Source organism: Cupriavidus alkaliphilus, assembly GCF_014191175.1.
In the GTDB taxonomy this organism is placed as follows: domain Bacteria; phylum Pseudomonadota; class Gammaproteobacteria; order Burkholderiales; family Burkholderiaceae; genus Cupriavidus; species Cupriavidus alkaliphilus.
In genome coordinates this window covers 14,222-38,846 of the sequence record NZ_JACHWE010000007.1, presented here as the reverse complement: position 1 = coordinate 38,846, position 24,625 = coordinate 14,222, and the positions used below count along the sequence as shown (strand labels likewise).

Here is a 24,625-nt window from a genome sequence, read left to right as displayed (position 1 = left end):
AAACGCGTGGACTTCACGCCAACCAGGCGCGTGAAGATCGCGCACCATTCCTTCCCATCGTCACAACCCTTTGATCTTCAAAGGAAATTTCGTCATCGCCCGGCTGGCACAGCTTCTGCGTATTGGGTGTCGCGTGACTCGCTCTAACGAAGCGACACCTAACCGGAGAATGTTGAATGCAGTCGCTGAAGATCATTTGCCCCAATGGCCATCTCGGCTTTGCCCCGCTGCGCACGGGCAGTTTCGAGATCGGCGTGGCCGCCGGTCCGCACTACATCGCGGCCGATTCGGGCAGCGATGATGTCGGTCCGGTGCCGCTCGGCTCCGATACCTCGACCAGTCCCGAAGCGTGGCAGCGCCACGACCTCGAACACATGCTGCTGGCCTCGCGGCGGCTGGGCGTGCCGATGATCATCGGTTCGGCCGGCGATACCGGCACCAACAGCCGCGTCGACCTCTACGTGGATATCCTGCGCGACATCGCGCAACGGCACCGCCTGCCGCGCTTGCGCATCGGGTATTTTTATTCCGAAGTGCCGAAGTCGCTGGTGCGGGAGCAAATGGGCGCGGGGGAAACCATCCGTGGCCTCGACGGCTTTGCCGACCTGACGCTGGCGGAACTGGACGCCACCGACCGCATCGTCGCCATGGCCGGCGTGCACCCGTACCTGGAACTGCTGCGCCAGGGCGTCGACGTGATCATCGGCGGCCGCAGCTCCGATGCCGCGGTATTCGCCGCGCCGGCGCTGCACCATGGCTTTGCTGCCGACCATGCGTACTACCTGGGCAAGGTGCTGGAGTGCGCATCGTTCTGCGCGGAGCCGTACGGCGGCAAGGAGACCGTGCTGGGCGAAATCACCCGCGACGACGTCCGCGTCACGGCGATGCATCCCGAGCAGCGCTGCACCGTTGCCTCGGTGGCCGGACATGCGATGTACGAGCGCTCCAATCCGTTCGAGGAATTCGTCGCCGGCGGCAGGCTCGACATGAGCCAGTGCCGCTACGAGCAGCTCGATCCGCGCACCACCCGCATCACCGGCGCCCGCTTCGAACCCGCGCCACAGGTGCGCGTCAAGCTGGAGGGCTCGGGCAAGGTCGGCGAGCGCTACGTGGGCCTGTGCGGCATCCGCGACCCGTACACCATCGCCAACGTCGACCGCGTCATTGCCTGGGCGCGCGAACAGGTGCGCGCGCGCTTCGGTGACAGCGGCTATTCGCTGCACTACAACGTTTATGGGCGCGACGGGGTGATGGGCGAACTGGAACCGCTGCGCGACCGCCCCGGCCACGAGCTTTGCGTGATGGTGCAGGGCGTTGCGCCCACGCGCGAGATGGCGGAGGAAGTCGCGATGATCGGCCTGCGCCAGATGTTCTACGCGCGGCTGCCGGACGTGAAGGGCACCGCCGGCTCGGTGTCGTTCCCGCTGGACGAGGTGCTGCACGCCAGCCCAGCCTACCGCTGGACGCTGAACCACACCATGGCCGTGCGCGACCCGCTCGCGCTGTTTCCCACCCATATCGTCGAAGCCGGCGTTTGACGCGCCCCGTTGCCAAGGAAGCCACCATGACCATTGCCGAATCCTCCTCCCCCGCCGCGGCGCCGACGCAGCCGCTGCACGCGCTCGCCAAGACCATCCGCAGCAAGAACGCCGGCGTCAACAAGATTACCTTCGACATCATCTTCCGCGAGCAGGCGGCGTATGAACGGGTCAAGCGATCGCGCGTGCTGACCCGCGAAAGCATGGCCGCGCTGTTCGGCGTCCCGGTGGCGCGTATCTCCGATTTCGTCGAATACGAGCCGGCCTTCGCCATCAAGTTCACCATGTACCGCGCGCAGCCCAGCGGCAGCGCGGGCGATGGCGACATCTTCGGGGCGCAGCAGTATGCGCCGCTGCTGACGCTGGAGATTCCGGCCTGATGCCTCCGCGCGGCCTGGCGTGGCCCGGACCGGTCCGGGCCGCGCCGGCCGCTTCCGCAGCGTTGCCCGCTGCCTTGCTGCAACACGACGAGTTCGGGAAAACGTATGGACAAGACCCTTTTCAAGCGCATCTGGCACCGGCTGGCGCGCCGCCTGCCCGTGGCGATGACCGCGGCCGTGCTGGCCACCTCTCCACTGTCCGCCACCGCTGCGCCGGCGGAGCCCGGAGCCGCCGTACCGCCGCTGATGCGGATCGTTGTGCCGTTCTCGGCGGGCGCCAGCAACGACGTGATCGCCCGCGCCCTCGCGCCGGCGCTGGCCAAGCGCCTGGGCAACACCGTCATCGTGGAGAACCGTCCCGGTGTCGCGGGCGTGCTGGGCGCGGACTACGTGGCCAAGGGGCCGCGCGACGGCTCCGTGCTGCTGCTGACGTCGTCGACCTTCCTGACCGCCGCCGCCACGCAGGCGCGCTCGCCGTATGACCCGCTGACCGCGTTCGCGCCGGTGGCGCTGGTGGCCGACGGTCCGCTGCTGCTCGCGGTATCGTCCACCATCGCGGCATCGCGGTCGATCCGCACGCCGGCCGATCTCATCGCCGCGGCCCGGGCCCGGCCGGGAGCGATCAGCTACGGCTCGGCCGGGGTAGGTTCGCTCGGCCAGCTCGCCACGGAACTGCTGTGCGACACCTCGAAGGTCCAGATGATGCACGTGCCGTACAAGGGCGCGGCCAACGCGCTGATCGACCTGGCCGCCGGGCAGATCGACGTGATGATGTCGAACTACAGCTCGATCGCCACGCAGATCAAGTCCGGCAAGGTCAGGCCGCTGGCGGTGACTTCCGCGGCGCCGAATCCCGCATTTCCGGACTTGCCGCCACTGGCTGCGTCGGTGCCGGGCTATGGCATCGAGATCTGGGTCGGCGTGCTGGCGCCGGCCGGCGCGCCCGCCGCGCTGGTACAGCGGCTCAACCGCGAGATCGCGGAGATTGCCGCATCCGCGGAAGTGCGCACGATCCTGGAGCCGGACGGGTCGCGCCCGCTGGCCGCTACCCCCGCGGAGTTCGGCGCGCGCATGAAGCAGGACCTTGCGCAATGGAAGCGCATTGCCATCGAACGCAAGATCGTCGCGGAATAGGCGCTGCCCGCGAGCGGGGCCCTGCACCGCCGCGCTTCCGGGGGTAGAATCTGCGGCTCACACCGAAGAGGGCCGTCCAATCCGCATGCCGGCTGAATGGCGGGCCTTCTGTCGTTTCGGAGGTCCCCTTGCTGCGCGCGTTCGAACGTCTGCTTGATCCATTCCCGCCCGACGAGGCACCGCCGCCGCCCAAGGGCCTGGCGGCTTTCCTGTGGGCCTGCACCCGCGGCACCCGCCGCTATTTCGTCGCGCTGGCGCTGCTGAGTGCCGGCGTGTCGATCTACGAGGCGTGGCTGTTCTCCTTCCTCGGCCAAGTGGTGGATCTGCTGGCGGCGTGGCAGGGCAACCGGGAAGCTTCGGCACAGGAGCAACGCGTGCTGTGGGGGATCGGCATCGTGCTGGTCACCAGCATCGGCCTGGTGGCGCTGCGCACCATGGTGCAGCACCAGGTGCTGGCGATCAACCTGCCGCTGCGGCTGCGCTGGGACTTCCATCGGCTGATGCTCAGGCAGAGCCTGTCGTTTTTCTCCGACGAGTTCGCCGGACGGGTCACCACCAAGGTCATGCAGACCGCGCTGGCCGTGCGCGAGGTGCTGTTCACCTTCATCGAGATCGTGCTCGCCATCGGCGTGTACTTCATCACCATCATCGCGCTGGCGGGCGGCTTCGATTTCCGGCTGATGCTGCCCTTCATCGGCTGGATCGTGCTGTTCGGCCTGGCCATGCTGTACTTCGTGCCGCGCCTGGGCAAGGTCGGGCAGGAGCAGGCGCACGCCCGCTCGTCCATGACCGGCCGCGTCACCGACGCCTACACCAACATCACCACCGTCAAGCTGTTCTCGCACACCCGGCGCGAGGCCCACTTCGCGCGCGCGGCGATGGAGGATTTCAAGGAAACCGGGTTCCGGCAGATGCGCCTCGTCAGCCAGTTCGAGGTCGTCAACCAGGCCCTGGTGGTGGGATTGATCCTGGGGGCGGGCGGCTATGCGCTGTGGCTGTGGCACGGGGCCGAGATCGGCACCGGCGCGGTGGCGGCGGTTACCGCCATGGCGCTGCGCATCAACGGCATGTCGCACTGGATCATGTGGCAGATGGCCTCGTTGTTCGAGAACATCGGCACGGTGCAGGACGGTATTGCCACGCTCACGCACGTGGCCAAGGTGCAGGACGCGCCCGGCGCGCCCGCGCTGCAGATCCGGCGCGGCGAAGTGGAATTCGACCAGGTCCGCTTCAACTACAACGGCGAACGCCAGGTGCTCGACGGCCTCAGCCTGACCGTGCGTCCGGGCGAGAAGATCGGGCTGGTGGGCCGCTCCGGCGCGGGCAAGTCCACGCTGATCAACCTGCTGCTGCGTTTCTACGACGTGGACAGCGGCCGCATCCGCATCGACGGGCAGGACATCGCCAGGGTGACGCAGGACAGCCTGCGCGGCGCCATCGGCATGGTCACGCAGGACACCTCGCTGCTGCATCGCTCGATCCGCGACAACATCGCCTATGGCCGTCCCAACGCCACCGATGCCGAGATCCGCAACGCCGCCGTGCACGCCCAGGCCGATGACTTCATCCGCCAGCTGAGCGACCAGCACGGCCACACCGGCTACGACACGCTGGTCGGCGAACGCGGCGTCAAGCTCTCGGGTGGCCAGCGCCAGCGCGTCGCGATTGCCCGCGTGATGCTCAAGAACGCGCCGATCCTGCTGCTGGACGAAGCCACCAGCGCGCTGGACTCCGAAGTCGAGGCCGCCATCCAGGAAAGCCTGGACGAAATGATGGAAGGCAAGACCGTGATCGCGATCGCCCACCGCCTCTCCACCATCGCCGCCATGGACCGCCTGATCGTGATGGACCAGGGGCGCATCATCGAGCAGGGCACGCACGCCGAATTGCTGGCGAAGAACGGCACCTATGCGCGGCTGTGGCGGCACCAGAGCGGCGGCTTCCTGGGTGAAGAGCAGGACGAGGTGTCCGAATCGGTTCAGTAGGCGGCGGGCGACTGGCGGGAGCGTATCCCGGCCAGGCGGCGATCGCCCGGCGCTCTTCTTCGTCGAGCACGGGCCCGTCGAGCGTCACGCGCGAAGGGTCGGTGCGGAATTTCCGGATGACGCCGGGCCGTTTGCAGTCAGCCATGTCAGGTCAGGTCAGCGCGATCCCGCCATCGACGCGCAGGTTCACGCCGGTGATGAAGCTGCCTTCCCCGCTGGCCAGCATCAGTGCGGCAGATGCAATCTCGTCGGCACGCCCAAGGCGACCAAGCGGAATGGCACTTGCCACGCCGGCCTCGAAAGCTGGCCTGTCAGCCTCGGCAACGCCGAGCTTGGACAGGATCGGCGTATCGATGGGACCTGGGCTGATGACGTTCACCCGGATGCCACGCGCCTTGAACTCGAGCGCCCAGCTCTGCGCAAACGCTTCAATCGCCGCTTTGGTACCTGCATAGACGGCGTGTCCATCGAGCACCTTGGCGCTGGCAATCGAGCTGACAAGGAGGATGGAGCCGCCGTCGCGTAACACCGGCACGATCTTCTGCACGCCAAAGAACACACCTCGCGTGTTGGTGGCGAACTGTGCGTCGTATTCGTCGATGCCGACCTGGCCGGACGGCCTGATCTGGTTCATGCCCGCGTTGGCCACGTAGATGTCGGCCCCGCCAAACCGCGTGGTGACCGCCGCCGCCACACGATCATGCGTGGACAGATCGGCGATATCGCCTGCCAGGCCCATCGCCCGCGGCCCCAGTTCGGCTACCGTCGCGTCAACGGCGTCACTACGCCGGCCAACGATGACCACCTGGGCCCCCTCGTTGACGAACCGCCTTGCCATCGCCAATCCTATGCCGCTGTTGCCACCCGTAATGACCGCGACCTTTCCTTCAAGCTTGCTCATCGTGTACCTCGACATTCCTGTTGGATGAGGTTAAGAATCTAAAGGATCCGTCGCAACCGGGGCAGCCCTACAATGGACGCATGACTTGTGCCAAATTGTCTTCTATGTCGATAGAACGCCTCCATGGCCTTTCAGCCTTTGTCCGTGCGGTGGAAGCGGGTTCGTTCACCGGTGCCGCCAGGCTCCTCGGCACTACGCCTTCGGCCATTTCGAAGAGCGTGTCGCGACTTGAAGCCAGGTTAGGCGTGAAGCTCTTTCACCGATCCACCCGCGCCTTCGCATTGACCGACGAAGGGACCGTCTTCTACCGACGCGTCGCGCCGCTGGTACGGGGACTCGAAGAAGCAAGCGAGGGGCTGGTCGCGCCGTCGGAGATGGCGGTGGCAGGTCATCTTCGCATCAGCATGCCGGGCGATCTGGGCACTACATTGCTGGCCGCGATCGCGGCGAAACTGATGCCGCGCCATCCGCGTCTGTCGCTGGACGTCAGCTTCAGCGACCAGCACGCCGATCTGATCCGCGAGGGGTTCGACGTGGCCTTTCGCGCCGGTCACGCAACGGACAGCGGCCTGCATGCACGGCACCTGACAAACCTTCCTCTGGTGCTGGTGGCGTCGCCTGCGTACCTGGAAAGTTACGGGGAGCCTCGCACGGCGGCGGACCTGCTGCACCATCGCCATGTGCGTTATCGGCTGGCCGGACAAGTCATGCCAGTCACGCTTGCCGACGGCACGCGGCTGCAGACAAAGGGATCGTTCGATGCCGACAATGGCGCTGCGATGCGCACGGCAGCGCTCAACGGCCTCGGTATCGCGCAACTGCTGCAGCTCGCCGTGCAGGCTGACCTCGATGCCGGCCGGCTGCAGCGCGTAATGCCCGCCCTGGCGCTACTCGCGGTACCGCTGCAGGTGCTGCACGGATTCGGTCGACGTATCCCAGCGCGCGTACGCGTACTGGTGGACTTTGTCGCAACGGAGCTTGCCGGCCAGTCCGAACGCTGGACAAACTCTACCCGTCAATAGGCAGCTATCAATTGGAGGATGCCGGCTGGGAAGACCTGGTTGCGCTGGCCAGGGCTGCCAGGGCGTAGTGCAGTCAGTCGATCACGCTCACGATGCTGTGAATGCCCCCGCGAGCCATCTTGGCGTAAGGACAAAGACGCTCGGTGTTGCGTACCAGTTCCTCGGCCTGGCGGCGCTCCACGCCCGGCATGCGGACGCGAATCTCGGCAATCAGCGCGTAGCCGCCATCAACGGGATCGCGGCCGAAGGACACCTCGACCGCCACCGTAGCCCGGGTCGTGTCGACCTGCGCGCGCTGGGCAAGAAGACTCAGTGCCCCGTGAAAGCAGGCGGCATAGCCTGCCGCGAAAAGCTGCTCCGGATTGGTGCCGCTGCCGGGCCCGCCCATCGCCGCAGGCAGGCGCAGCTCGACGATGAGATTGCCATCGTCGGACCTTGCCACGCCGGACGCCCGGCCATGCGCGGCCTCGCCTCCGGACACCGTGACGGTCGTGGTGTACAGCGCCAAGAATCCCTGTCCCCGATATCTGTCGAGCAAGGTCAATGGCGGAGGCTGCAACCGCTCGCTATCCATCATCGTCTCCGCCTATTTTGTCTGACGAATCCCTTCCCGCAGTGGATGTGTCCAAGCCGTGCCTCGCCTTCCGCCGCCGGATCTGCAACGATGGCGCGCTTGTCGCCGGTCGCCTGCAGGTAGCGCTGCACGAGGTCGCTCAGGCGAAAGCGTTCGGGGACGGCGATGTGACCATGCCATGATCGGGGCCACCAGTGCGGCATCGGCTACAGCTAGCGCCTTGCCACAGTACGTGCATGCTACGTGTGGCCGTGGGCCGGCACCAGACCGGTGCGGGGCCCACGGTGTTTCCTTTTTCGCATCAATCGGATCCGGGAGCGGAGCGAGCGATCCTAGCGGTTGACCTTCAGCCGGTACTCACTTGGAGACATTCCAAAGTGGCGCTGGAACACCACGCGCATCCGCTCTTCGCTGCCGAAGCCGCACTCGCGCGCGATGACGTCGATGGGCCGGCCCGGATCCTGCAGCTGCCGCCGCGCCGCTTCGAGCCTGAAATGCTCCACGCCCTTGGCCGGCGTGCGCCCCGTCTTTTCCTTGTATATGCGCGCGAAATTACGCGGACTCATGCCGACGTAGTCGGCAAGCTGTTCGACGGACAACTCCTGCGTGGAGAGGTTCTGCAGGATCCACAAATGCAGCGACTCAAACACTGGCACCTGCCGGCTCTGGGAGATCAGGATCTCGCTCAACTGCGGCTGGGCCCCGGGGCGTTTCATGTAGACCGCCAGTTCCTTGGCGGAATTGAGCGCGACCTCGTGTCCGTAGTCGGCTTCCACCATCGCCAGGGCCAGGTCGATGCCGGTGGTCACCCCGGCCGACGTCCAGAGGTTCTGCTGCTGCACGAAGATCGCGTCGGGATCGAGGTCCACTGTGGGGAACAATTCGCGGAACCGGTCCAGCATGGCCCAGTGCGTGGTGGCGCGCTTGCCGTCCAGCAAGCCGGCGAATGCCAGCAGGAATGCGCCGCTGCACACAGAGGCCATGCGCCGGATCTTGCCCGACGCTGTGGCCAGCCAGTCGATCAGCGCCGTCTCGTTCTTCGCCACCTCAAGGATCGTGGGTGACCCCGGTACGATCACCGTGTCGACGACCCGCAGGTCGAACGACGCCAGGGACACCGAACTCATTGCGGTGCCCTCCACCGTGGCAACCATTCCACCGGAGAAGCTGGTGGTGTGGCACCGGTAACCCGCCATCCCGCGCGCCCGCGCGTAGTTGGAGGCGGCCCAGAACACGGTCTGGGGTCCGGCGAGATCGAGCAGGCTGACATCGGGATACGCCACGAACAGGATGTTGCGCGGCATGTCTTCAATGTTCTCTGAGGCGGGGAGTGACTGATGTTGAACCATAAGAGGAATCGCGGGCATCGAGCGATGCTATGTCAATAGGGCAATCCCGCGCAAGCCTGTGCCCCGACCGTAACAGGACGGCCAGCGGGCGCTGCTGCACGACGGCAATCTCCCCGGTACATGCCTGTCGCCCGACGGTCTCGGGTATCGATAGTGCTGTCATCATCGGCTTCCGTATGTCACATCCAGTGGCATCGCACGACTCTCAGGCATAGGCCAGGCGTCCCGCGTCGGTCAGTCCGGCGGGTGTCGTCGCGACAGGGCAATGTGGCCGCGAGTCTAGTGCGCGCGTGGGTGCGTCACAAGAGGGTCCGGAGCGCGGCGCCGTTTCCCGGAATGCACCAATGCCGGATGACATTCTCATGACGTGGTCCGGAGGGCTGGCAGTCTGGCAGAAAAACTGGGAGCGCTGTCATTTACGGTCTATTAAGCGCTCATTACCATGGCGGTCACACCATGGCAGACAAGCCATGGCAGACACGCCAAATGTTCATACATCTGGCCGCCGGCATGCACGACGCCGTCGTGGCGGTCGGCGACCGTAGCTGCGGCTTTGCCGGCGACGCCGTGCTACGCCTGTTCGATGCGTTCTATACGACCAGGGATGAAGGGATGGGGATGAGACTGGCAATCTGCCAGTGCATCGTGAACGGCCACGGCGGCAGCATTCCGTGCGGAATGGGCGCCCCGGTGGCGGCGCACGCTTTGCCGTGCGCCTGCCCCGCCAGGCTCCGGCGGCCGTTGAGCGCCCCTCGCAAGAAAGCCGACACCAGGCAGCGCAATGCATTGGGGGAAGAACACATGGAATCGACGCAACAGGCGGACGTATTGGACCGCAATTTCCGGATCGGCCAGCCGAATCGCGCTGACGCGCTGTCGACAAGCTTTGCCGCGAGCTACGCGGGGATCATGGCATTCATGGCCGTCGCCAGCGAAGGCAGCTTCGCCAAAGCCGGCGAGCGCCTGGGCATCGGACGGTCAGCCGTGAGCCGCAACGTGCAAAAGCTGGAAACACAGTTGAGCACCCGACTCTTCCTGCGCACCACACGTGCGACACAGCTCACGCGCGAAGGTCAGCGCTTCTTCGAGAACTGCCACAAGGGCGTCACGCATATCGTAGAAGCCATGAACGACATGCTCGAGTTGCGCGAGGGCCCCCCGCGTGGCCAGCTGCGCATCAGCGCCACCGTGGGTTTTGGCCGAAAGGTCGTGGCACCGTTGCTCGACAGCTTCGTCAAAACCTATCCGGACATTGCCATCGACCTGGTGCTGGACGACCGGCCGACGGACTTCGCATCGGCGCAGATCGATGTCGCATTTCGCAATGGGCGGATCGAGGATTCCAGCATCATCGCCAAGCAACTGATCCCGATGCAGATGGCACTGTGCGCGGCGCCGTCGTATGTAGCCCGGCACGGACTGCCGGAGACACTGGACGACCTCGCACACCACGAATGCATCAACTTCCGTTTCTCCAGCGGACGCATCTTCGAATGGGAGTTCAAGGTCGACGGCATCGTACGCAAGGTCCTGCCCAAGGCGCGTATGACATTCAACGATGCGGACCTCGTGCTGCACGCAGTGCTGCAAGGATGGGGGATCGCACAAATGGCCGGCTACCAGATCCGGGATCATGTCGCAAACCATGAACTCGGAATCGCCTTGGCACGGCACGCGCCAGACGATCGCGGCCACTACATCTGCTACCTGAGCCGCCAGCACCTTCCCACGCGTATACGCGTGTTTATCGACTTCATGACTGACCACATCCGCGCTCTCGGTATCGACTTCATGACGAATTTCAACGGGGAAACCTTCGAACCGCTTTCAGCGCCCTCACCGACAATTCGCATGACGGGAGCAGCGGCATGAGCATGATGGCCTGGATCTGCGCGACCGGCGCGATTCTGCTCTGGGCGTCGTTCGCCACGCTGGTGTCGTACGCGCCAGACTTGCCGCCGCTGTTGCTCACCGGGCTGGCACTTTCGGCGGGAAGCCTCACCTGCCTGCATCGCGTGCGCGCCTGGCGCGTGCCGTTTCGCACGCTCGCATTCGGCGTGGGGTGCCTGTTCATCTATAACGCCGGCCTCGTCATGGCCTTCCGGTTGGCACCGATCGTCGAGGCGAACCTCATCAACTATCTGTGGCCACTGATCCTGGTACTGCTGGGCACAACGGCCTGGCGCGGAACAGAATGCGCGGCCAGGCTGCTTGGCGCCCTGCTGGCCTTTGCCGGGTGCGTCATTGCCATCACCTCCGGCTCGGGCGCAGTGGCGTTCAGCAGCGACCACGCCACCGGCTATGCCCTCGCATTGCTCGCAGCCTTCGTATGGGCCGTTTATTCGCTGGGCACGCGCTGGTTGCCTCCGTTTTCATCGTGGGCGACGGGCGGCTTCTGCCTGGGCGCCGGCTTGCTGGCCCTCGCCAGCCACCTTGCATTCGAACCACGCACCGCAATCTCCGCCGCCGACATGGGCTGGATATTGGCGATCGGCCTGGGACCGCTCGGTGTCTCCTTCGTGCTTTGGGACGTTGCCATGCGCAGCGGCAACGCCGCGCAAGTCGGCATTCTCGGCTACGCCACGCCCGTACTATCGATGCTCTGCCTGGCTTTGGCCGCCCGGGTGACGGAGCGAGACTGGTCGACAGTCTTCCTGGCCAGCATACTTATCGCGGCAGGAATCGCCATAGCGGCCAAGGGACCTGAGGCATTGCGGTGCAGGACGAGCGCGAGTCGATGCGAGCTCTGATTTGGGTGACAATGGATTGATGCCATCGATCACCCCCCCCCGGCATGAGCCGAGGGGCAACTATTCCTGGTCCGCTTCGAAGCAGACCAGGCAGTTGTCTCCGGCTTCGGCCGATCAGGCCTTGAGGAAGGCCGCGAGATCGGCGTTGATGACCTCCGCCTGCGTCGTCGGCATTCCATGCGGGAAGCCTTTGTACGTCTTCAGGATGCCCTTCTTCAAGAGCTTGGCCGACAAGGGTCCGGATTCTGAGTAGGGCACGATCTGATCGTCATCGCCGTGCATCACCAGCACGGGTAGATTGATCTTCTTCAGATCCTCGGTAAAGTCGGTCTGCGAGAACGCCACGATGCCGTCGTAATGCGCCTTCGCGCCACCCATCATGGCTTGCCGCCACCAGTTCTGGATAACGCCTTCCTGAGGCTTTGCGCCCGGCCGGTTGAAACCATAGAACGGCCCCGCGGGAAGGTCCCGGAAAAACTGTGCCCGATTGGTGGCCGTCTGCAGTTGCAGGCCGTCAAACACCTCCCTCGGCAGACCGCCCGGATGGGATGACGTCTTGACCATGAGCGGCGGAACCGCCGCAATCAGGCAGGCTTTCGAGGCCCGCTTCTCGCCGTGTCGCGCCAGGTAGCGCACAACTTCGCCACCGCCAGTGGAGTGGCCCACATGGATGGCGCCCTTGAGGTCAAGATGCGTTATCACTGCTGCCAGGTCGTCGGCGTAGTGGTCCATATCGTGGCCTTCCCAAACCTGCGACGAGCGGCCATGGCCGCGCCGATCATGGGCAATGACGCGATAGCCCTTGGCTAGAAAGAACATCATCTGGGCATCCCAATCGTCGGAACTCAGCGGCCATCCGTGAGAGAAGACGATCGGCGTCGCATCGGCAGGGCCCCAGTCCTTAAAGAATATCTGGACACCGTCCTTGGTCGTGACATAGTTCATGGCGAGATTCCTCTGTGAGGTTGCCGCGCTGTTCGGCGCGGTGGACGTCTTCGAAGCGGCCATAGCCGCGATGGGCAAGGACGCAGCGACTGCGGCACTCGTTCCGAGCGAGAGCACTTGGCGGCGGGTGATTCCCCCGGGGACAGACAGCGAGGTAGATGCAGGTTTCATGGCATTAAGACCTTTCTTGGTTCGTGCAAACGAAATGAACGGATAAAGCAGCGCCCTCGTCTTCCATTGGATGAATGAATGGCGACGTGATTGGGTCAAGAAAATGGGCTGGCATTGCACCCACCGCCATCGCAATGGACCGATGAATCGATACTTGGCGGGTTGCGTTGAATCCTAGCCGTCGTTTTTAGTCGGCACTAGGCAAGCGCGGAGAAACAGCATGTTGTTCGCGCAGCGCCAATCCCCTCGCCTGATTGTGAGACTCGTGGAATTGCAAAATCTGGCTCGCCTTTGTGGGCGTGGCAGTAGCTGCGGAATTTCGCGAAGACGGCAAGCGACGGAGCGAGGGGTCGGACAAGGGTCCAGGGCAGCAGGCGTTTGCAGGTTCCCTGGCCATGCGGGGAAGATTTCAGCGGGCGGCCCGGGAGCAGCTTTCCCGGAGGACTTGTCGTGTGGTACCGGTTCCACGCAGGCCGCCCTGCGTGCTTACGAGCGCAGTATCGAGCTGGCGCCGGGGGACGCCGATGCGCACTACGACGCCGCGTGCTTGCATCAGGGAACTCGGCCAGGTGCAGAAGGTGATTCGGTACTTCAATCAGTATGGGAAGGTCGACGCAGCGAAATAAAAGGAACAAGCACAGAAGTTAATCACTGTTCCCTACGCCGCGGTGATGCCGGTCCTGAAGGCATTCGAAGCCGAATTCCCATTTGTCCATGACCGGGCCTGGCCAAGGAAACGGTACGCCGGATCATGATCGACGCCGGCTTCTGGGTCCCTAGGAAGCTGCGCTCGTCCAAGGCGCGCCTGTCTGGTCGGATCGAGCTATTCCACCGCACCTGCATGTGCGCGACAATGCCTTCCTGAAATCAAAATTTCATCCATCCAGTTTATTGACATCAAAGTTTCAGTCACCTATATTTCTGAAACCGAAGTTTCATTCGGACCAAAACATGACCTCATCGTTGCAAGACAAGATCCTAGCCCTGAACGACCAGCTCACCGAAAGCGAGCGCCGCCTGGCCGCTGTGACCCTGGAGTGCATCAGCAATCTGGCGGCCTACTCGGCCACCGAGCTGGCGCAGAAGGCCAGCGTGTCCAAGGCGACCGCCGGTCGATTTTTCCGCCGCCTCGGCTATGAGAACTTCAACGAAGTCCGCGCCCTGCTGCGCGACGAGGCCGACCGCGGTTCGCCGCTGTACGAGCTGGCCGGCGTGCAAGCCCCTGTCGATGACCAGGCGCCGCTGGCGCGCCATCTCGCCAACGACCTGCAGAACCTCGCCCAGACCTTCGACCGCCTGCACCCAGCCGATGTCGAGCGGGCCGTCGCGCTGTTCGCTGGCGCCGGGCGCGTCTTTATCGCCGGTTTCCGCAACGGCCGCGTGCTGGCGCAGTACGCATGGGCGCTGCTGACCCAGTTGCGGCCGGGCGTCACGCTGGCGCCGGGCGCCGGCCTGAACCTTGCCGAAGACCTTGCCGATCTGGGCGCGGACGATGTGCTGCTGGTGATGGACTTCCGCCGCCGCGTCACGCTGCTGTGGCCGATGGTGGCGCACGCCAACCGCGTCGGCGCCAAGGTCGTGATCCTGACCGACCCCAGCGCGACCGACCTGCCGGCACGCTCCGACGTGGTGCTTCGCTGCGTCAACCACGGCGCGGCGGTGTTCGACTCCTATGTCGCGGCCGTCAGCCTGATCAACCACCTTTGCACAAGCCTCGCGCTGATCCTCGGCGACGCGGCGCGCGAGCGGCTCGAGGAAATCGAGTCGCTCCATGACCACTACGGCGATTTACATCGCTAGATCCCAACCCAGGAGACTGTCTTGAACCACCCGCTCCCCAACTTGAAGCTGCAGTGCGCGCTGAACCCGGCCGCCACGCCCGGTGCCCCTTATGGCGCCCGTCAGCAAGCCGTGCTCGGCGGCGCAGCCTTTGTCCGCGCCGCTGAGCAGATCCGCCGCTGGCCGGGCTACGCGCCGACGCCGCTGGTCGCACTCGATGGCCTTGCACAAGCCGCCGGTGTCGCACAGATCCTCTACAAGGACGAAGGCGACCGCTTCGGGCTGGGCAGCTTCAAGGCGCTCGGCGGTGCCTACGCGGTCAGCCGCCTGCTGGTGCGCGAGATCGGCAGCCGGCTGGGCGTGAGCGACGTGTCGATCGATGACCTGCTGTCGGGCCGCTATGCCAACGTGGTGCGCGACATCACGGTCACCTGCGCCACCGACGGCAACCACGGCCGCTCCGTGGCCTGGGGCGCGCAGCGCTTCGGCTGCCAGTGCGTGATCTATATTCACGCCACCGTCAGCGAGGGCCGCAAGGCCGCTATCGAGCTGTACGGCGCGCAGGTGGTCCGCACCGCCGGCAACTACGACGACTCGGTGCGCCAGGCGGCCGAGGACGCGGCACGGCTAGGGCGCTTCGTGGTCTCCGACACTTCCTATGAAGGCTATATGGAGGTACCCAAGGACGTGATGCAGGGCTACGCGGTGATGGCCGACGAAGCGCTGCGCCAGTTGCCAGACGGCAAGTTGCCAACTCACGTGTTCCTGCAGGGCGGCGTGGGCGGGCTTGCCGCCGCGGTGTGCGCGCATTTCTGGGAAGCGCTCGGCGACAAGCGCCCGCGCTTTATCGTGGTCGAGCCGGACAAGGCCGCCTGCCTGTATGAAAGCGCGCGCGCCGGCAAGCCGGTGGCGGTCCATGGCGACCTTGACACGGTGATGGCCGGGCTCGCCTGTGGCGAAGTCTCGCTGCTGGCGTGGGAAGTGCTGCATCCCGGGGCGCATGCCTTCCTGACCATCGACGATGCCTCGGCGCTGGAAAGCGTGCGCCTGCTGGCCGACGGCCGCTATGGCGATGCCCCCATCGTCGCCGGCGAATCGGCGGTGGCGGGGCTGGCCGGCTGCCTTGGCGCCATGGCCGATTCCGCCACGCGTGAACAACTCGGCTTGACCGCGGCCAGCCGGGTGCTGGTGTTCGGCAGCGAAGGCGCGACCGATGTGGCGCTGTACCAGCGCATCGTCGGCCGCCTGCCCGAAGACGTGAGGAAAGCAGCGTGACCGCGACCCTCGACCTTGAACGAACCGCGAGGATCGACCTGGCTCGGCTGCTGCACCGGATCGCCATGCTCGGCGAAGTCGGCGCCATCGAAGGCGGCGGGGTCTGCCGGCTTGCGCTGACCGACGAAGACCGCGCCGGACGCGACCTGGTAGTGTCGTGGATGCGCGAGCTTCGGCTGGCGGTCAGCATCGACGGGATCGGCAACGTGGTCGGCGTGCGTGCCGGCCGCGAAGACTTGCCGCCGGTGATGACCGGCTCGCACATCGACACCGTGCGCACAGGCGGGCGCTATGACGGCAACCTCGGCGTGCTTGCCGGCCTGGAAGTGATGGCCGCACTGGACGATGCCGGCATCGTCACGCGCCGTCCACTGGCCGTTGCGTTCTTCACCAACGAGGAAGGAGCGCGCTTTGCCCCGGACATGATGGGTAGCCTAGTGTTCCAGGGCGACCTGCCGTTGCAGCAGGCGCTGGATACACGCGGCATAGACGGCACCACGGTTGGCGATAACCTCGCGCGGATCGGCTATGCCGGCCCTGCGCCAGTGGGTCGCAATCGCGTGCATGCCTTCGTCGAACTGCATGTCGAGCAGGGCCCGGTGCTGGAGCACGAGGACATCGCCATCGGCGCGGTCACCGGCGTGCAGGGCATCCACTGGACCGAGTTCACCGTGGAGGGCACGTCCAACCATGCCGGCACGACACCGATGCGGCTGCGCCACGACGCCGGCCTCGTCGCCGCGCGCATTGCCTGCTTCGTGCGCGACCTGTCGCGCGAGCTGGGCGGCGCGCAGCTTGCGACCGTCGGCCAGGTACAGTGCTTCCCGAACCTCGTCAACGTGATCCCGAACCGCGCGGTGTTCACGGTCGACCTGCGCAATACCGATGGCGCTGTGCTGGTGGAAGCGGTGCAACGCACACTGGCCTATGCGCAGGAGATAGCGAAGGCCGAGGGTGTTCGGCTCAGCCAACGCACCCTCGCCGACTTCGCGCCGGTGGCGTTCGATGCCGGCATGGTCGACCGCGTCGAGGCCATCGCGCGCCGGCATGGGCACAGCGTGCAGCGCATGCCCAGCGGCGCTGGGCACGACGCCCAGATACTCGCCCGCATGTGCCCGGCTGGCATGATCTTCGTGCCCAGCGTGGCCGGCCTGTCGCACAACGTCGCCGAACTGACCCTCGACCGCGACATCCAGGCCGGCGCAGACGTGCTGCTCGACCTGATGCTCGAACTTTCCGCCTGACATTCCCTGCATAACCGGAGACTTCCCGATCATGTCCCGCTTTGTTCATGTCGCCGCAGCCCAGCTCGGCCCGATCCAGCGCAGCGACTCGCGCCGCGACGTTGTCGCCCGCCTGCTGGCCCACCTGCACCATGCCCACGAGATGGGCTGCCACCTCGTGGTGTTCCCAGAACTTGCGCTGACCACTTTCTTCCCGCGCTGGTACATGGAAGACCCCGAAGCGCTCAACGCCTTCTACGAGAGCGAAATGCCCGGCCCCGAGACGCGCGTGCTGTTCGACACCGCCGCGCGGCTCGGCATCGGCTTTTACCTCGGCTATGCGGAACTGGCGCTCGAAGGCGGCGCGGAGCGGCGCTACAACACTGCCATCCTCGTCGGCCGAGACGGCAAGATCATCGGCAAATACCGCAAGGTGCACCTGCCCGGCCACGACCAACATGAGCCGTGGCGCGCCTTCCAGCATCTGGAAAAGCGCTATTTCGAGCCAGGCGACGAATTTGGCGTCTGGCAAGGCTTCGGCGGCGTCATGGGCATGGCGCTGTGCAACGACCGCCGCTGGTCGGAGACCTATCGCGTGATGGGCCTGCAAGGCGCCGAGATGATCCTGCTGGGCTACAACACGCCCGTGCACAACCCGCCCGCGCCGGAGCACGACGACCTGTCGATGTTTCACAACCACCTTGTGATGCAGGCCGGCGCCTACCAGAACGGCACCTGGGTGGTCGGCGTAGCCAAGGCCGGCAAGGAAGAAGGCTGCGAGATGATCGGCGGCACCTGCATCATCGCACCCTCGGGCGAGATCGTCGCGGCCTGCTCGACCAAAGGCGACGAACTGGCCATCGCGCGCTGCGACCTCGACCTGTGCCAGTCGTACAAGTCCACGACCTTCAACTTCGAGCGGCACCGCCGCCCCGAGGCCTACGGCCGCATCACCAGCCAGCGCGGCGCGATACCGCCGCAGGCCCTGGCCGCGTAGCCGGCGGCCTTTTCCGCCCCCTTCCCTAGTCGAAATAAAAAAATACATGCAGGCGCCTGCGGGCGCCCGCAGGGGCGTTGTTGTCTCATCAAAATCCAAAGGAGGAACATAGTGAGCGATTCCCTGCATTCCGCGCCGGCGCTGCGCGCGCCGGCCGCGACCCCGAACACATCGGACATGACGGCAGCGCACGACAACGCGCTCTACCGCAAGGTGGCCTGGCGACTGCTACCTTTCCTGATGGCCTGCTACGTGGCAGCCTTCCTGGACCGCGTCAACGTCGGCTTTGCCAAGCTGCAGATGCTGGACCAGCTGAAGTTCAGTGACACAGTGTACGGTCTCGGTGCCGGCATCTTCTTCATCGGCTACTTCTTGTTCGAAGTGCCGAGCAACGTGCTGATGCACCGCATCGGCGCCAAGAAGACGCTGGCACGCATCATGGTCCTGTGGGCCTGCATCTCGGCCTGCATGGCACTGACCAAAACACCGACGCAGTTCTACATCCTGCGCTTCCTGCTGGGCGCAGCCGAGGCGGGCTTCTATCCCGGCATCATCCTGTACCTCACCTACTGGTTCCCGTCGCACCGCCGCGGCCAGGTGATCGCGGTCTTCATGACCGCGGTGCCGGTGGCAGGCATCCTCGGCGGACCGCTGTCGGGCTGGATCATGGAAAGCATGCACCAGCACTACGGCTTTGCCGGCTGGCAATGGATGTTCCTGCTCGAGGCGATTCCGTCGGTGGTACTGGGCCTTGCCGTGCTCTGGTACCTGGACGACAGCATCGCCGAGGCACGCTGGCTCAGCGCGGCCGAGAAACACCGCCTCGCGCACAACATCGCGGCGGAGAAGGCAAGCAAGACCGAGCATGTGTCGCTGCTGAAGCTGTTCCGCGACCGCCGCGTAATCCATATGGCGCTGATCTGCTACTGCACGGTCTCCAGCCTGTCTGGCCTCGCGTTCTGGATTCCGTCGGTGATCCGCTCGACGGGCGTGGTCTCGCTGCTCGACGTCGGCCTGCTGACGGCGATCCCGAACGCGTTCGCGGTGGTGTCGATGATCCTGGTATGCCGACATTCCGACAAGACGCGCGAGCGGCGCTGGCATATGGTCATCCCATTTCTCGTCGGCGGCACCGGCCTCGCGCTCAGCACGATGTTCAGCCATAACCCGGCGTTCGCGGTAGCGATGCTGTCGGTGGCTGCGGCCGGGTGCATGGTCTGCTCGCCGCTGTTCTGGAGCCTGCCGACCGCCTTCCTCGAAGGGCGCAGCGCGGCGGCGGGCATTGCGGCAATCAATTCCTTCGCCGGCCTCGCCGCCTTTGCCAGCCCCTATGCGATCGGCTGGATCAAGGACCTGACCGGCTCGACCGATTGGGGCATGTACTTCCTCGCTTCCTTCACCGTGATCGGTGCGCTGCTGGTGCTGCGCGTGCCCGCTGCGCTGGTTAACCGCTGATAAAAAGGAAATACCGTGATGATCGATCCGGCAAGCAATCTCAGTGATGTCGCATCGCTGGCGCGCGAGATGGTGCGCATCCCCAGCCTTTCCGGGCAGGAGGGCGACCTGGCCGCGCTGCTGTCACGCCGCATGGCCGAAGCCGGGTTCACGTCGGTGACAATGGACCGCAACGGCAGCGTGCTCGGGCTGATCGGCCCCGAGGACGCAGATGTGGCGCTGTTGTTCGACGGTCATATGGACGTGGTGCCGGTCACCGGCACGTGGCGCTTCGAGCCATTCGGCGGCACCATCCACGACGGCCGGCTGTACGGACGCGGCAGCACCGACATGAAGGGTGGCATCGCTGCCGCCATCTGCGGCGTCGCCGCTGCGGCGCGGGAGCGGCCGCTGCGCAAGCGCATCGCAGTGTCCGCCAGCGTGCTGGAGGAAGTCATCGAAGGGCATGCGCTGGCATCAGTGCTCGGCCGGTGCGAGCCCGCGGCGGTGGTCATTTGCGAGCCGTCGAAGCTGCAGGTCAGGACAGGACAGAAGGGGCGGCTGGAAATCCAGCTCACCTTCCACGGCAAACCCGCGCACGCGGCAACGCCGCACCTCGGCGTCAATCCGCTGCACGCCGCCGCTCGTGCGCTGACGGCGCTGGAAGGCCTGCAACTGCCGGTCGACCCGGTCCTTGGCGCCGCGCTGCTGGTGCCGACGGACATCGTCTCGTCGCCGTATCCGTCAATCTCGATGATCCCGACGTCGACGACCATCCGGTTCGACCGTCGGACGCTGGACGGCGAGACGCGCGAGGACATCCTCGGCCAGATCGACACCTGCCTGCGCGCCGCCGGGCTGCAGGCCTACGAACTGGCTGTCTCCGACGATGAGGTACGGACCTTCACCGGTGAATCGGCGCGCCCGACACGCTGGCTGCCGGCATGGCAACAGCCGGCAGGCACGCCGCTGGTGCAAGCTGCGGTGCGCGCTATCGCGCAAACCGGGCGCCCGCCGCAGGTCGGAAGCTGGGCCTTCTGCACCAACGGCTCCGAATCGGCCGGCCGCCGCCGCATCCCCACCATCGGGCTGGGGCCGGGATGCGAGGAGGACGCGCATACCATCGATGAATCGATCGCGCTGGAACAACTGGATGGTGCGCGCGAGATCTATCGCAACTTGGTTTTGGAGATGGCCTGACACTACAGCTGAACCAGGCATTTGCGCGCTGCTTCACAGCACGCGCGCCGCCTCGTCGACTCCGGCAAAGCCGGCCAGCGCGAAGGTGCGTCCGATGAAGAAGCTGAAGGACGCTCCCCTGTAGGCAGGCATCGCGTAGAGGAAAAAGGCCCCGGATCGCGAAGATCTCGGGGCTTTTTCCATTCTGCTGAAGAGCACTCCAGACGGAGGGTGGCGTTCGGCGTCAAGAGTTATCGCCGCCGGTGGCCGCTGGAACGCTTCCACTGGAATCTGGAGACGTTGTCGTGGCGCGGCGTACGCCTAGGTGATTGCGCCTTCGCGCTGCCGCCCGGCGCTATCAATCAACGACCGCCAAGGTGCACATTCCCCGCAGAGTTCGCGACTCTCGCCGCTGCCGGCTCAATCGAGCGTGATGGCTTCGCGCTGGATCACCGCCGTCCAATTGCTCTCCTCCCTGGCCACGCGCTTCGCGAAGTTGGCCGGATCGATCATCACGACATCGCCTTGCTGCCCCAGCGCTGTCTTCGCCTTGCTGTCCTCGAGAAGCCCTTGCGCGACCGAATGAAGCTTCTGGACGATCTGCGGGGGCGTGCCGGCCGGTACCAGCATGCCGATCCAGAAAGTCACGTCGAAGGGCGAGATGCCAAGCTCCTCCAGCGTTGGCACATCCGGCAACTGCGCCATGCGCTTCGGTGCGCTAACGGCGAGAGGCTTCAGCTTGCCCGCTTTTATCTGCGGCAGCGCCGTCCACGTGTCGAAGGCGGTATCCAGCTCACCGCTGATCACGGCCAGTTGCGCCTGTGCCGCGGACTTGTACGGAATGTGCGTGGTCTTGATTTTGGTCCGGTTGTTCAGCATGGCGAAACTGAGATGCGCGATATTGCCCGGCCCGGCTGATCCATAGCTGACCTTGCCGGGATGCTGCGTCGCGTAGCGCACCAACTCCGGCACCGAACCGATCGCGTTCTTCTGCGACCAGTCAGGATTGGTGACGAGGATGAAAGGGGCCTCCAGGACCAGGGTGACCGGCGTGAAGTCTTTTGGCGAGTAGGTGCCCTTCTTGTAGATCTGCGGGTTGATGGTGATGCTGCTGGAGTTGGTGACCAGCAAGGTATACCCGTCGGACGCGGACCTGGCGGCCTCGCCGACGCCGATCAGTCCGTTCGCGCCGGCCTTGTTTTCCACCACCACAGGCTGGCCGAGAGACTTGGTCAGGCGCTCGGAAAGCACCCGGGCCACAGTATCCGTGAATGATCCTGCAGGAAAGGGAACAATCATCCGGATCGGCTTGCTGGGCCAGCCGGTATTCTGGGCCGCGGCCGGCGCGGCCATGGTCGCGGCCACGATGCCAAGCGCGGCTGCCGCCATGCTGAGTTTGCCGGCCTTTGCGCCTGCCAGGCAGCGCTGGATCCATGTCGGTTGGTTCATGTCGTCTCCGAATCTTAATAGTGGTGTTGCTGAATACCTGCAGGGCTCATGGCAATTGCTTCGCCTGCTTTGGCTTCGCGACGGTGCCGGTGATGCCCCGTTGTTCCAGGCTTGCGATCTGGTCTGCGCTGAGCCCAAGCACGCGGCGCAGCACCGCATCGGTGTGTTCGCCCAACGTCGGCGCGACACGGCGGATGGGCACGGGGTCCGGCCCGGTCCTGAACCATGCGGTGCTGGATGTGTAGGTGCCGACGTGGGCGCGCTCGACCTGGCGCCAGAATCCGCGCGCACATAGATGGGGGTCCTGCAGCACCTGCGACATGGGCCGCGCCACGCCGGCGGCGATGCCGGCCCGTTGCAGCTGCTGCATTGCCGCTTCGGCGTCGCGGACCACGCACCAGGACTCGATCGCCCGTTCGATCCTGTCCTCCTCGGCGCGCCGCCCGGAGGCCTGCGCCAGCCTGGGATCGGCCGCGAGGTCCGTCCGGCCGATCACCCGGCACAGCGCGGGCCAGTCCGCGTCGGTCACTGTCAGCACGATCCACGCATCGTCGCCTGCGCAACGGAAGCACCCATGCGGGGCATGCATCGGATGGCGATTGCCCTGCCGCGGCGACACGGCGCCGGCAACGGATTGCTCCAGCATGAACGGTGCGGCCATCGGCAACATGGCCTCTACCTGCGACAGGTTGATGTGCCGCCCCTGCCCCGTCGCCTGCTGGGCAAACAGCGCAAGCAGGATCGCCGCGCCGCCGTTCAGGCCGCCGATGGGATCGCCATAGGCGTACGAGGTCATGGCAGGCGGACCATCGGGGTGCCCCGTGTATAGCGGCAGCCCGCTGGCCTGCTCGAGCGTGCCGCCGTACGCGCGGGTATTGCTCCACGCGTTGCCGAGCCCGAAGGCCGGCATCGACAGCATCACCAGCCGTTCATTGCTGGCACGCAGGGCTTCGTAGTCCAGGCCGAGCTTTGGCAGGACCTCGGCGGAGTAGTTCTCGATGACCGCGTCGGCACCTTCGACCAGCTGCAGCAGCAACTGCCTGCCTTCGGCCCGCGTCAGGTCCAGCGTGATCCCCAGCTTGTTGCGGTTCATCAGGTTAAAGTTCGCGTTCTTCTCGTACAGCCTGTCCCGATAGAATGCCTCGGTGAAATTGGCACCGCGCCACCAGTCGGGATAGCCGGTGCTCTCGACCTTGATGATCTCCGCGCCAAAGTCGGCCAGCGTCCGCGCCGCCAGCGGCCCCGCCCAGCCCATCGTCAGGTCGACGACGCGAATGCCCTCGAGCGGCAGGCGCTCGCCGGCCGTTCGCTTCAGCGTCAGTCGCGGGCGATGATCCAGTCCCGCGGTGCGGTAGTGCAGGTCATGCGCGCCCTTTGCCGGCGCAATGCCCCCGGGCAGCGGCCCCGCCGCATCGAGGCGCAGCGGCACCACCGGGCCTTCGAACGAAGCGCCGCCCAAGCCGACCGGCACGAAGGCGCCGCGCTGCCGGTGCACCGCCTGGGCAAGCAGGGTCTCCATGGTCGGCACGATCACGGCCGGATGCTTCTTGTCGCCCAGGATCTCGAACCACTGGCTGGCCGTGCGCGCCAGGAAGGCAGGCGACAGCAGCGCGTCGATCTCGTCCGCCCGTTCCATCCGTTCCGGGCCGCTTGCGTAGCGTGGATCGCTGCCAAGGTCCGGACGGCCGATGGCCTCGCACAGGCCCTTCCACTGCGGCAGGGTGTGCGTAAAGATGCCGATCCACCCTTCGGCGGTCTGGTAGATCCCGGCCGGATGCGTGCCGCAGAACCGGTTGACGCCAAGGCGCTGCAGCGGATGGCGCTGGTCCTGCACCATGCCCGCTTCCATCTCGACCACGCCGAAGACCGCTTCGTGGGCGCTCAGCACATAGCGGCGGCTGCCCTGCGCGCTTCCGATCAGCGCCGCGACGGCGGCCGAGAATGCGCTCAGCCCGACCACGATCGCCGACTGCACGTCGTGCGGCATGTGCGGCGGCCCATCCGCGGGGCCGCTGCCGTGCACGGCGCCGGCAAGCCCGCGGCACACGGCTTCGGCGCCGGCGTAATGGCTGTACGGCCCGCTCTCGCCGAACCAGGTGAGTGCCACCTCGATCGGCTCGTGCCGTGGCGCGTCATCGGCCGCCCGCTGCCAGACCGGGGCGCCGAGAATGTCCGGGCCTGCATCCAGCGCACGGGCGTCCAGCACCACGTCGCACGTCAGCGCCAGCTGTGCCAGCCAGGCGCCGTCCTCGGCCTTCCGGTCATCGGCGGTAACGCTGCGCTTGTTGGTGTTCAGCCACGCAAACAGCGCGCTTTCCGGATGCGCGGCGCCCGGTGCGCTGACCAGCGGCGGCATCCGCCGCCACGCGTCGCCCGCCGGGCTCTCGACCTTGATGACTTCGGCGCCGAAGTCGGAGAACAGCTTGCCCGCGTACGCCAGCGCCGCGCCGCTGCCGACCTCGAGCACGCGCAAGCCGCCCAGCGCCAGCTGCGCCGGGTCAAACCCATGCTTGATCATGGAAACCTCTTGGCTCTGTGTA

At 65.7% G+C, this 24,625-nt stretch carries 19 protein-coding genes; 13 read left to right on the top strand and 6 right to left on the bottom strand.

Annotated features, from left to right (window positions below; translation table 11 throughout):
* The first annotated feature begins 176 nt into the window (after window positions 1-176).
* The 4 genes from FHX60_RS21555 (at window position 177) to FHX60_RS21540 (ending at window position 5,037) form a co-directional block, all read left to right on the top strand.
* Window positions 177-1,538: an acyclic terpene utilization AtuA family protein gene (locus FHX60_RS21555; RefSeq protein WP_112776351.1), complete on the top strand. Its 1,362-nt coding sequence runs from the start codon at window positions 177-179 to the stop codon at window positions 1,536-1,538.
* A gap of 26 nt (window positions 1,539-1,564) precedes the next feature.
* Entirely contained in the window at window positions 1,565-1,918 is a 354-nt protein-coding gene (locus FHX60_RS21550) for a DUF4387 domain-containing protein (protein ID WP_112776350.1), read from the top strand.
* Window positions 1,919-2,023: 105 nt separating this feature from the next.
* Window positions 2,024-3,052, top strand: a complete 1,029-nt coding sequence (locus tag FHX60_RS21545) for a tripartite tricarboxylate transporter substrate-binding protein (RefSeq protein WP_260164382.1) — start codon at window positions 2,024-2,026, stop codon at window positions 3,050-3,052.
* Between the two features lie 128 nt (window positions 3,053-3,180).
* The gene (locus tag FHX60_RS21540; RefSeq protein ID WP_183284565.1) at window positions 3,181-5,037 is read left to right on the top strand and encodes an ABC transporter ATP-binding protein; all 1,857 of its coding nucleotides are present in this window, start codon (window positions 3,181-3,183) and stop codon (window positions 5,035-5,037) included.
* Between the two features lie 151 nt (window positions 5,038-5,188).
* On the opposite strand, the gene FHX60_RS21535 is transcribed toward FHX60_RS21540, so the two are convergent.
* Window positions 5,189-5,938 carry an SDR family NAD(P)-dependent oxidoreductase gene (locus FHX60_RS21535; protein ID WP_183284564.1) on the bottom strand — a complete coding sequence of 250 codons (750 nt, stop codon included), beginning with the start codon at window positions 5,936-5,938 and terminating at the stop codon, window positions 5,189-5,191.
* Window positions 5,939-6,018: 80 nt separating this feature from the next.
* Here FHX60_RS21535 and FHX60_RS21530 point away from each other — a divergent pair, with 80 nt between their 5' ends.
* Entirely contained in the window at window positions 6,019-6,960 is a 942-nt protein-coding gene (locus FHX60_RS21530; RefSeq protein ID WP_311730255.1) for a LysR family transcriptional regulator, read from the top strand.
* 73 nt (window positions 6,961-7,033) lie between these two features.
* On the opposite strand, the gene FHX60_RS21525 is transcribed toward FHX60_RS21530, so the two are convergent.
* Together FHX60_RS21525 and FHX60_RS21520 are read right to left on the bottom strand one after the other, a co-directional pair.
* Window positions 7,034-7,534, bottom strand: coding sequence for an Ohr family peroxiredoxin (locus FHX60_RS21525; protein WP_112776347.1), 501 nt, complete (start codon window positions 7,532-7,534; stop codon window positions 7,034-7,036).
* A gap of 332 nt (window positions 7,535-7,866) precedes the next feature.
* Entirely contained in the window at window positions 7,867-8,838 is a 972-nt protein-coding gene (locus tag FHX60_RS21520; RefSeq protein WP_244981258.1) for a GlxA family transcriptional regulator, read from the bottom strand.
* Between the two features lie 846 nt (window positions 8,839-9,684).
* On the opposite strand from FHX60_RS21520, the gene FHX60_RS21515 reads away from it, so the two are divergent.
* Together FHX60_RS21515 and FHX60_RS21510 are read left to right on the top strand one after the other, a co-directional pair.
* The gene (locus FHX60_RS21515) at window positions 9,685-10,755 is read left to right on the top strand and encodes a LysR family transcriptional regulator (RefSeq protein WP_112776503.1); all 1,071 of its coding nucleotides are present in this window, start codon (window positions 9,685-9,687) and stop codon (window positions 10,753-10,755) included.
* Window positions 10,752-11,633 carry a DMT family transporter gene (locus FHX60_RS21510; RefSeq protein ID WP_183284563.1) on the top strand — a complete coding sequence of 294 codons (882 nt, stop codon included), beginning with the start codon at window positions 10,752-10,754 and terminating at the stop codon, window positions 11,631-11,633. Before FHX60_RS21515 ends, FHX60_RS21510 begins: the two co-directional genes overlap by 4 nt.
* A 114-nt stretch (window positions 11,634-11,747) precedes the next feature.
* Here FHX60_RS21510 and FHX60_RS21505 read toward each other — a convergent pair whose 3' ends face one another.
* Window positions 11,748-12,578 (bottom strand): alpha/beta fold hydrolase, encoded by an 831-nt coding sequence (locus FHX60_RS21505; protein WP_183284562.1) that lies wholly within the window; start codon window positions 12,576-12,578, stop codon window positions 11,748-11,750.
* A 1,122-nt stretch (window positions 12,579-13,700) separates the two neighbouring features.
* Between FHX60_RS21505 and FHX60_RS21500 the strand changes: the two genes are divergently transcribed.
* The 6 genes from FHX60_RS21500 to FHX60_RS21475 all read left to right on the top strand — a co-directional run bounded on the left by FHX60_RS21500 (window position 13,701) and on the right by FHX60_RS21475 (window position 20,657).
* Window positions 13,701-14,549, top strand: a complete 849-nt coding sequence (locus tag FHX60_RS21500) for a MurR/RpiR family transcriptional regulator (RefSeq protein WP_260164379.1) — start codon at window positions 13,701-13,703, stop codon at window positions 14,547-14,549.
* A gap of 21 nt (window positions 14,550-14,570) precedes the next feature.
* Window positions 14,571-15,803 carry a diaminopropionate ammonia-lyase gene (locus FHX60_RS21495; protein WP_183284561.1) on the top strand — a complete coding sequence of 411 codons (1,233 nt, stop codon included), beginning with the start codon at window positions 14,571-14,573 and terminating at the stop codon, window positions 15,801-15,803.
* 65 nt (window positions 15,804-15,868) lie between these two features.
* A complete protein-coding gene (locus FHX60_RS21490) occupies window positions 15,869-17,047 on the top strand; it encodes a M20 family metallo-hydrolase (RefSeq protein ID WP_375790548.1) in 1,179 nt (392 codons plus the stop codon).
* 31 nt (window positions 17,048-17,078) lie between these two features.
* Window positions 17,079-18,023: an N-carbamoyl-D-amino-acid hydrolase gene (locus FHX60_RS21485; protein WP_183284559.1), complete on the top strand. Its 945-nt coding sequence runs from the start codon at window positions 17,079-17,081 to the stop codon at window positions 18,021-18,023.
* Between the two features lie 123 nt (window positions 18,024-18,146).
* Window positions 18,147-19,478, top strand: coding sequence for an MFS transporter (locus FHX60_RS21480; protein ID WP_375790547.1), 1,332 nt, complete (start codon window positions 18,147-18,149; stop codon window positions 19,476-19,478).
* 18 nt (window positions 19,479-19,496) lie between these two features.
* Entirely contained in the window at window positions 19,497-20,657 is a 1,161-nt protein-coding gene (locus FHX60_RS21475) for a YgeY family selenium metabolism-linked hydrolase (protein ID WP_183284685.1), read from the top strand.
* A 399-nt stretch (window positions 20,658-21,056) separates the two neighbouring features.
* On the opposite strand, the gene FHX60_RS21470 is transcribed toward FHX60_RS21475, so the two are convergent.
* Window positions 21,057-22,085 carry a tripartite tricarboxylate transporter substrate binding protein gene (locus tag FHX60_RS21470; RefSeq protein ID WP_183284557.1) on the bottom strand — a complete coding sequence of 343 codons (1,029 nt, stop codon included), beginning with the start codon at window positions 22,083-22,085 and terminating at the stop codon, window positions 21,057-21,059.
* Window positions 22,086-22,131: 46 nt separating this feature from the next.
* Window positions 22,132-24,603: a CaiB/BaiF CoA-transferase family protein gene (locus FHX60_RS21465; RefSeq protein WP_183284556.1), complete on the bottom strand. Its 2,472-nt coding sequence runs from the start codon at window positions 24,601-24,603 to the stop codon at window positions 22,132-22,134.
* Window positions 24,604-24,625 lie beyond the last annotated feature (22 nt).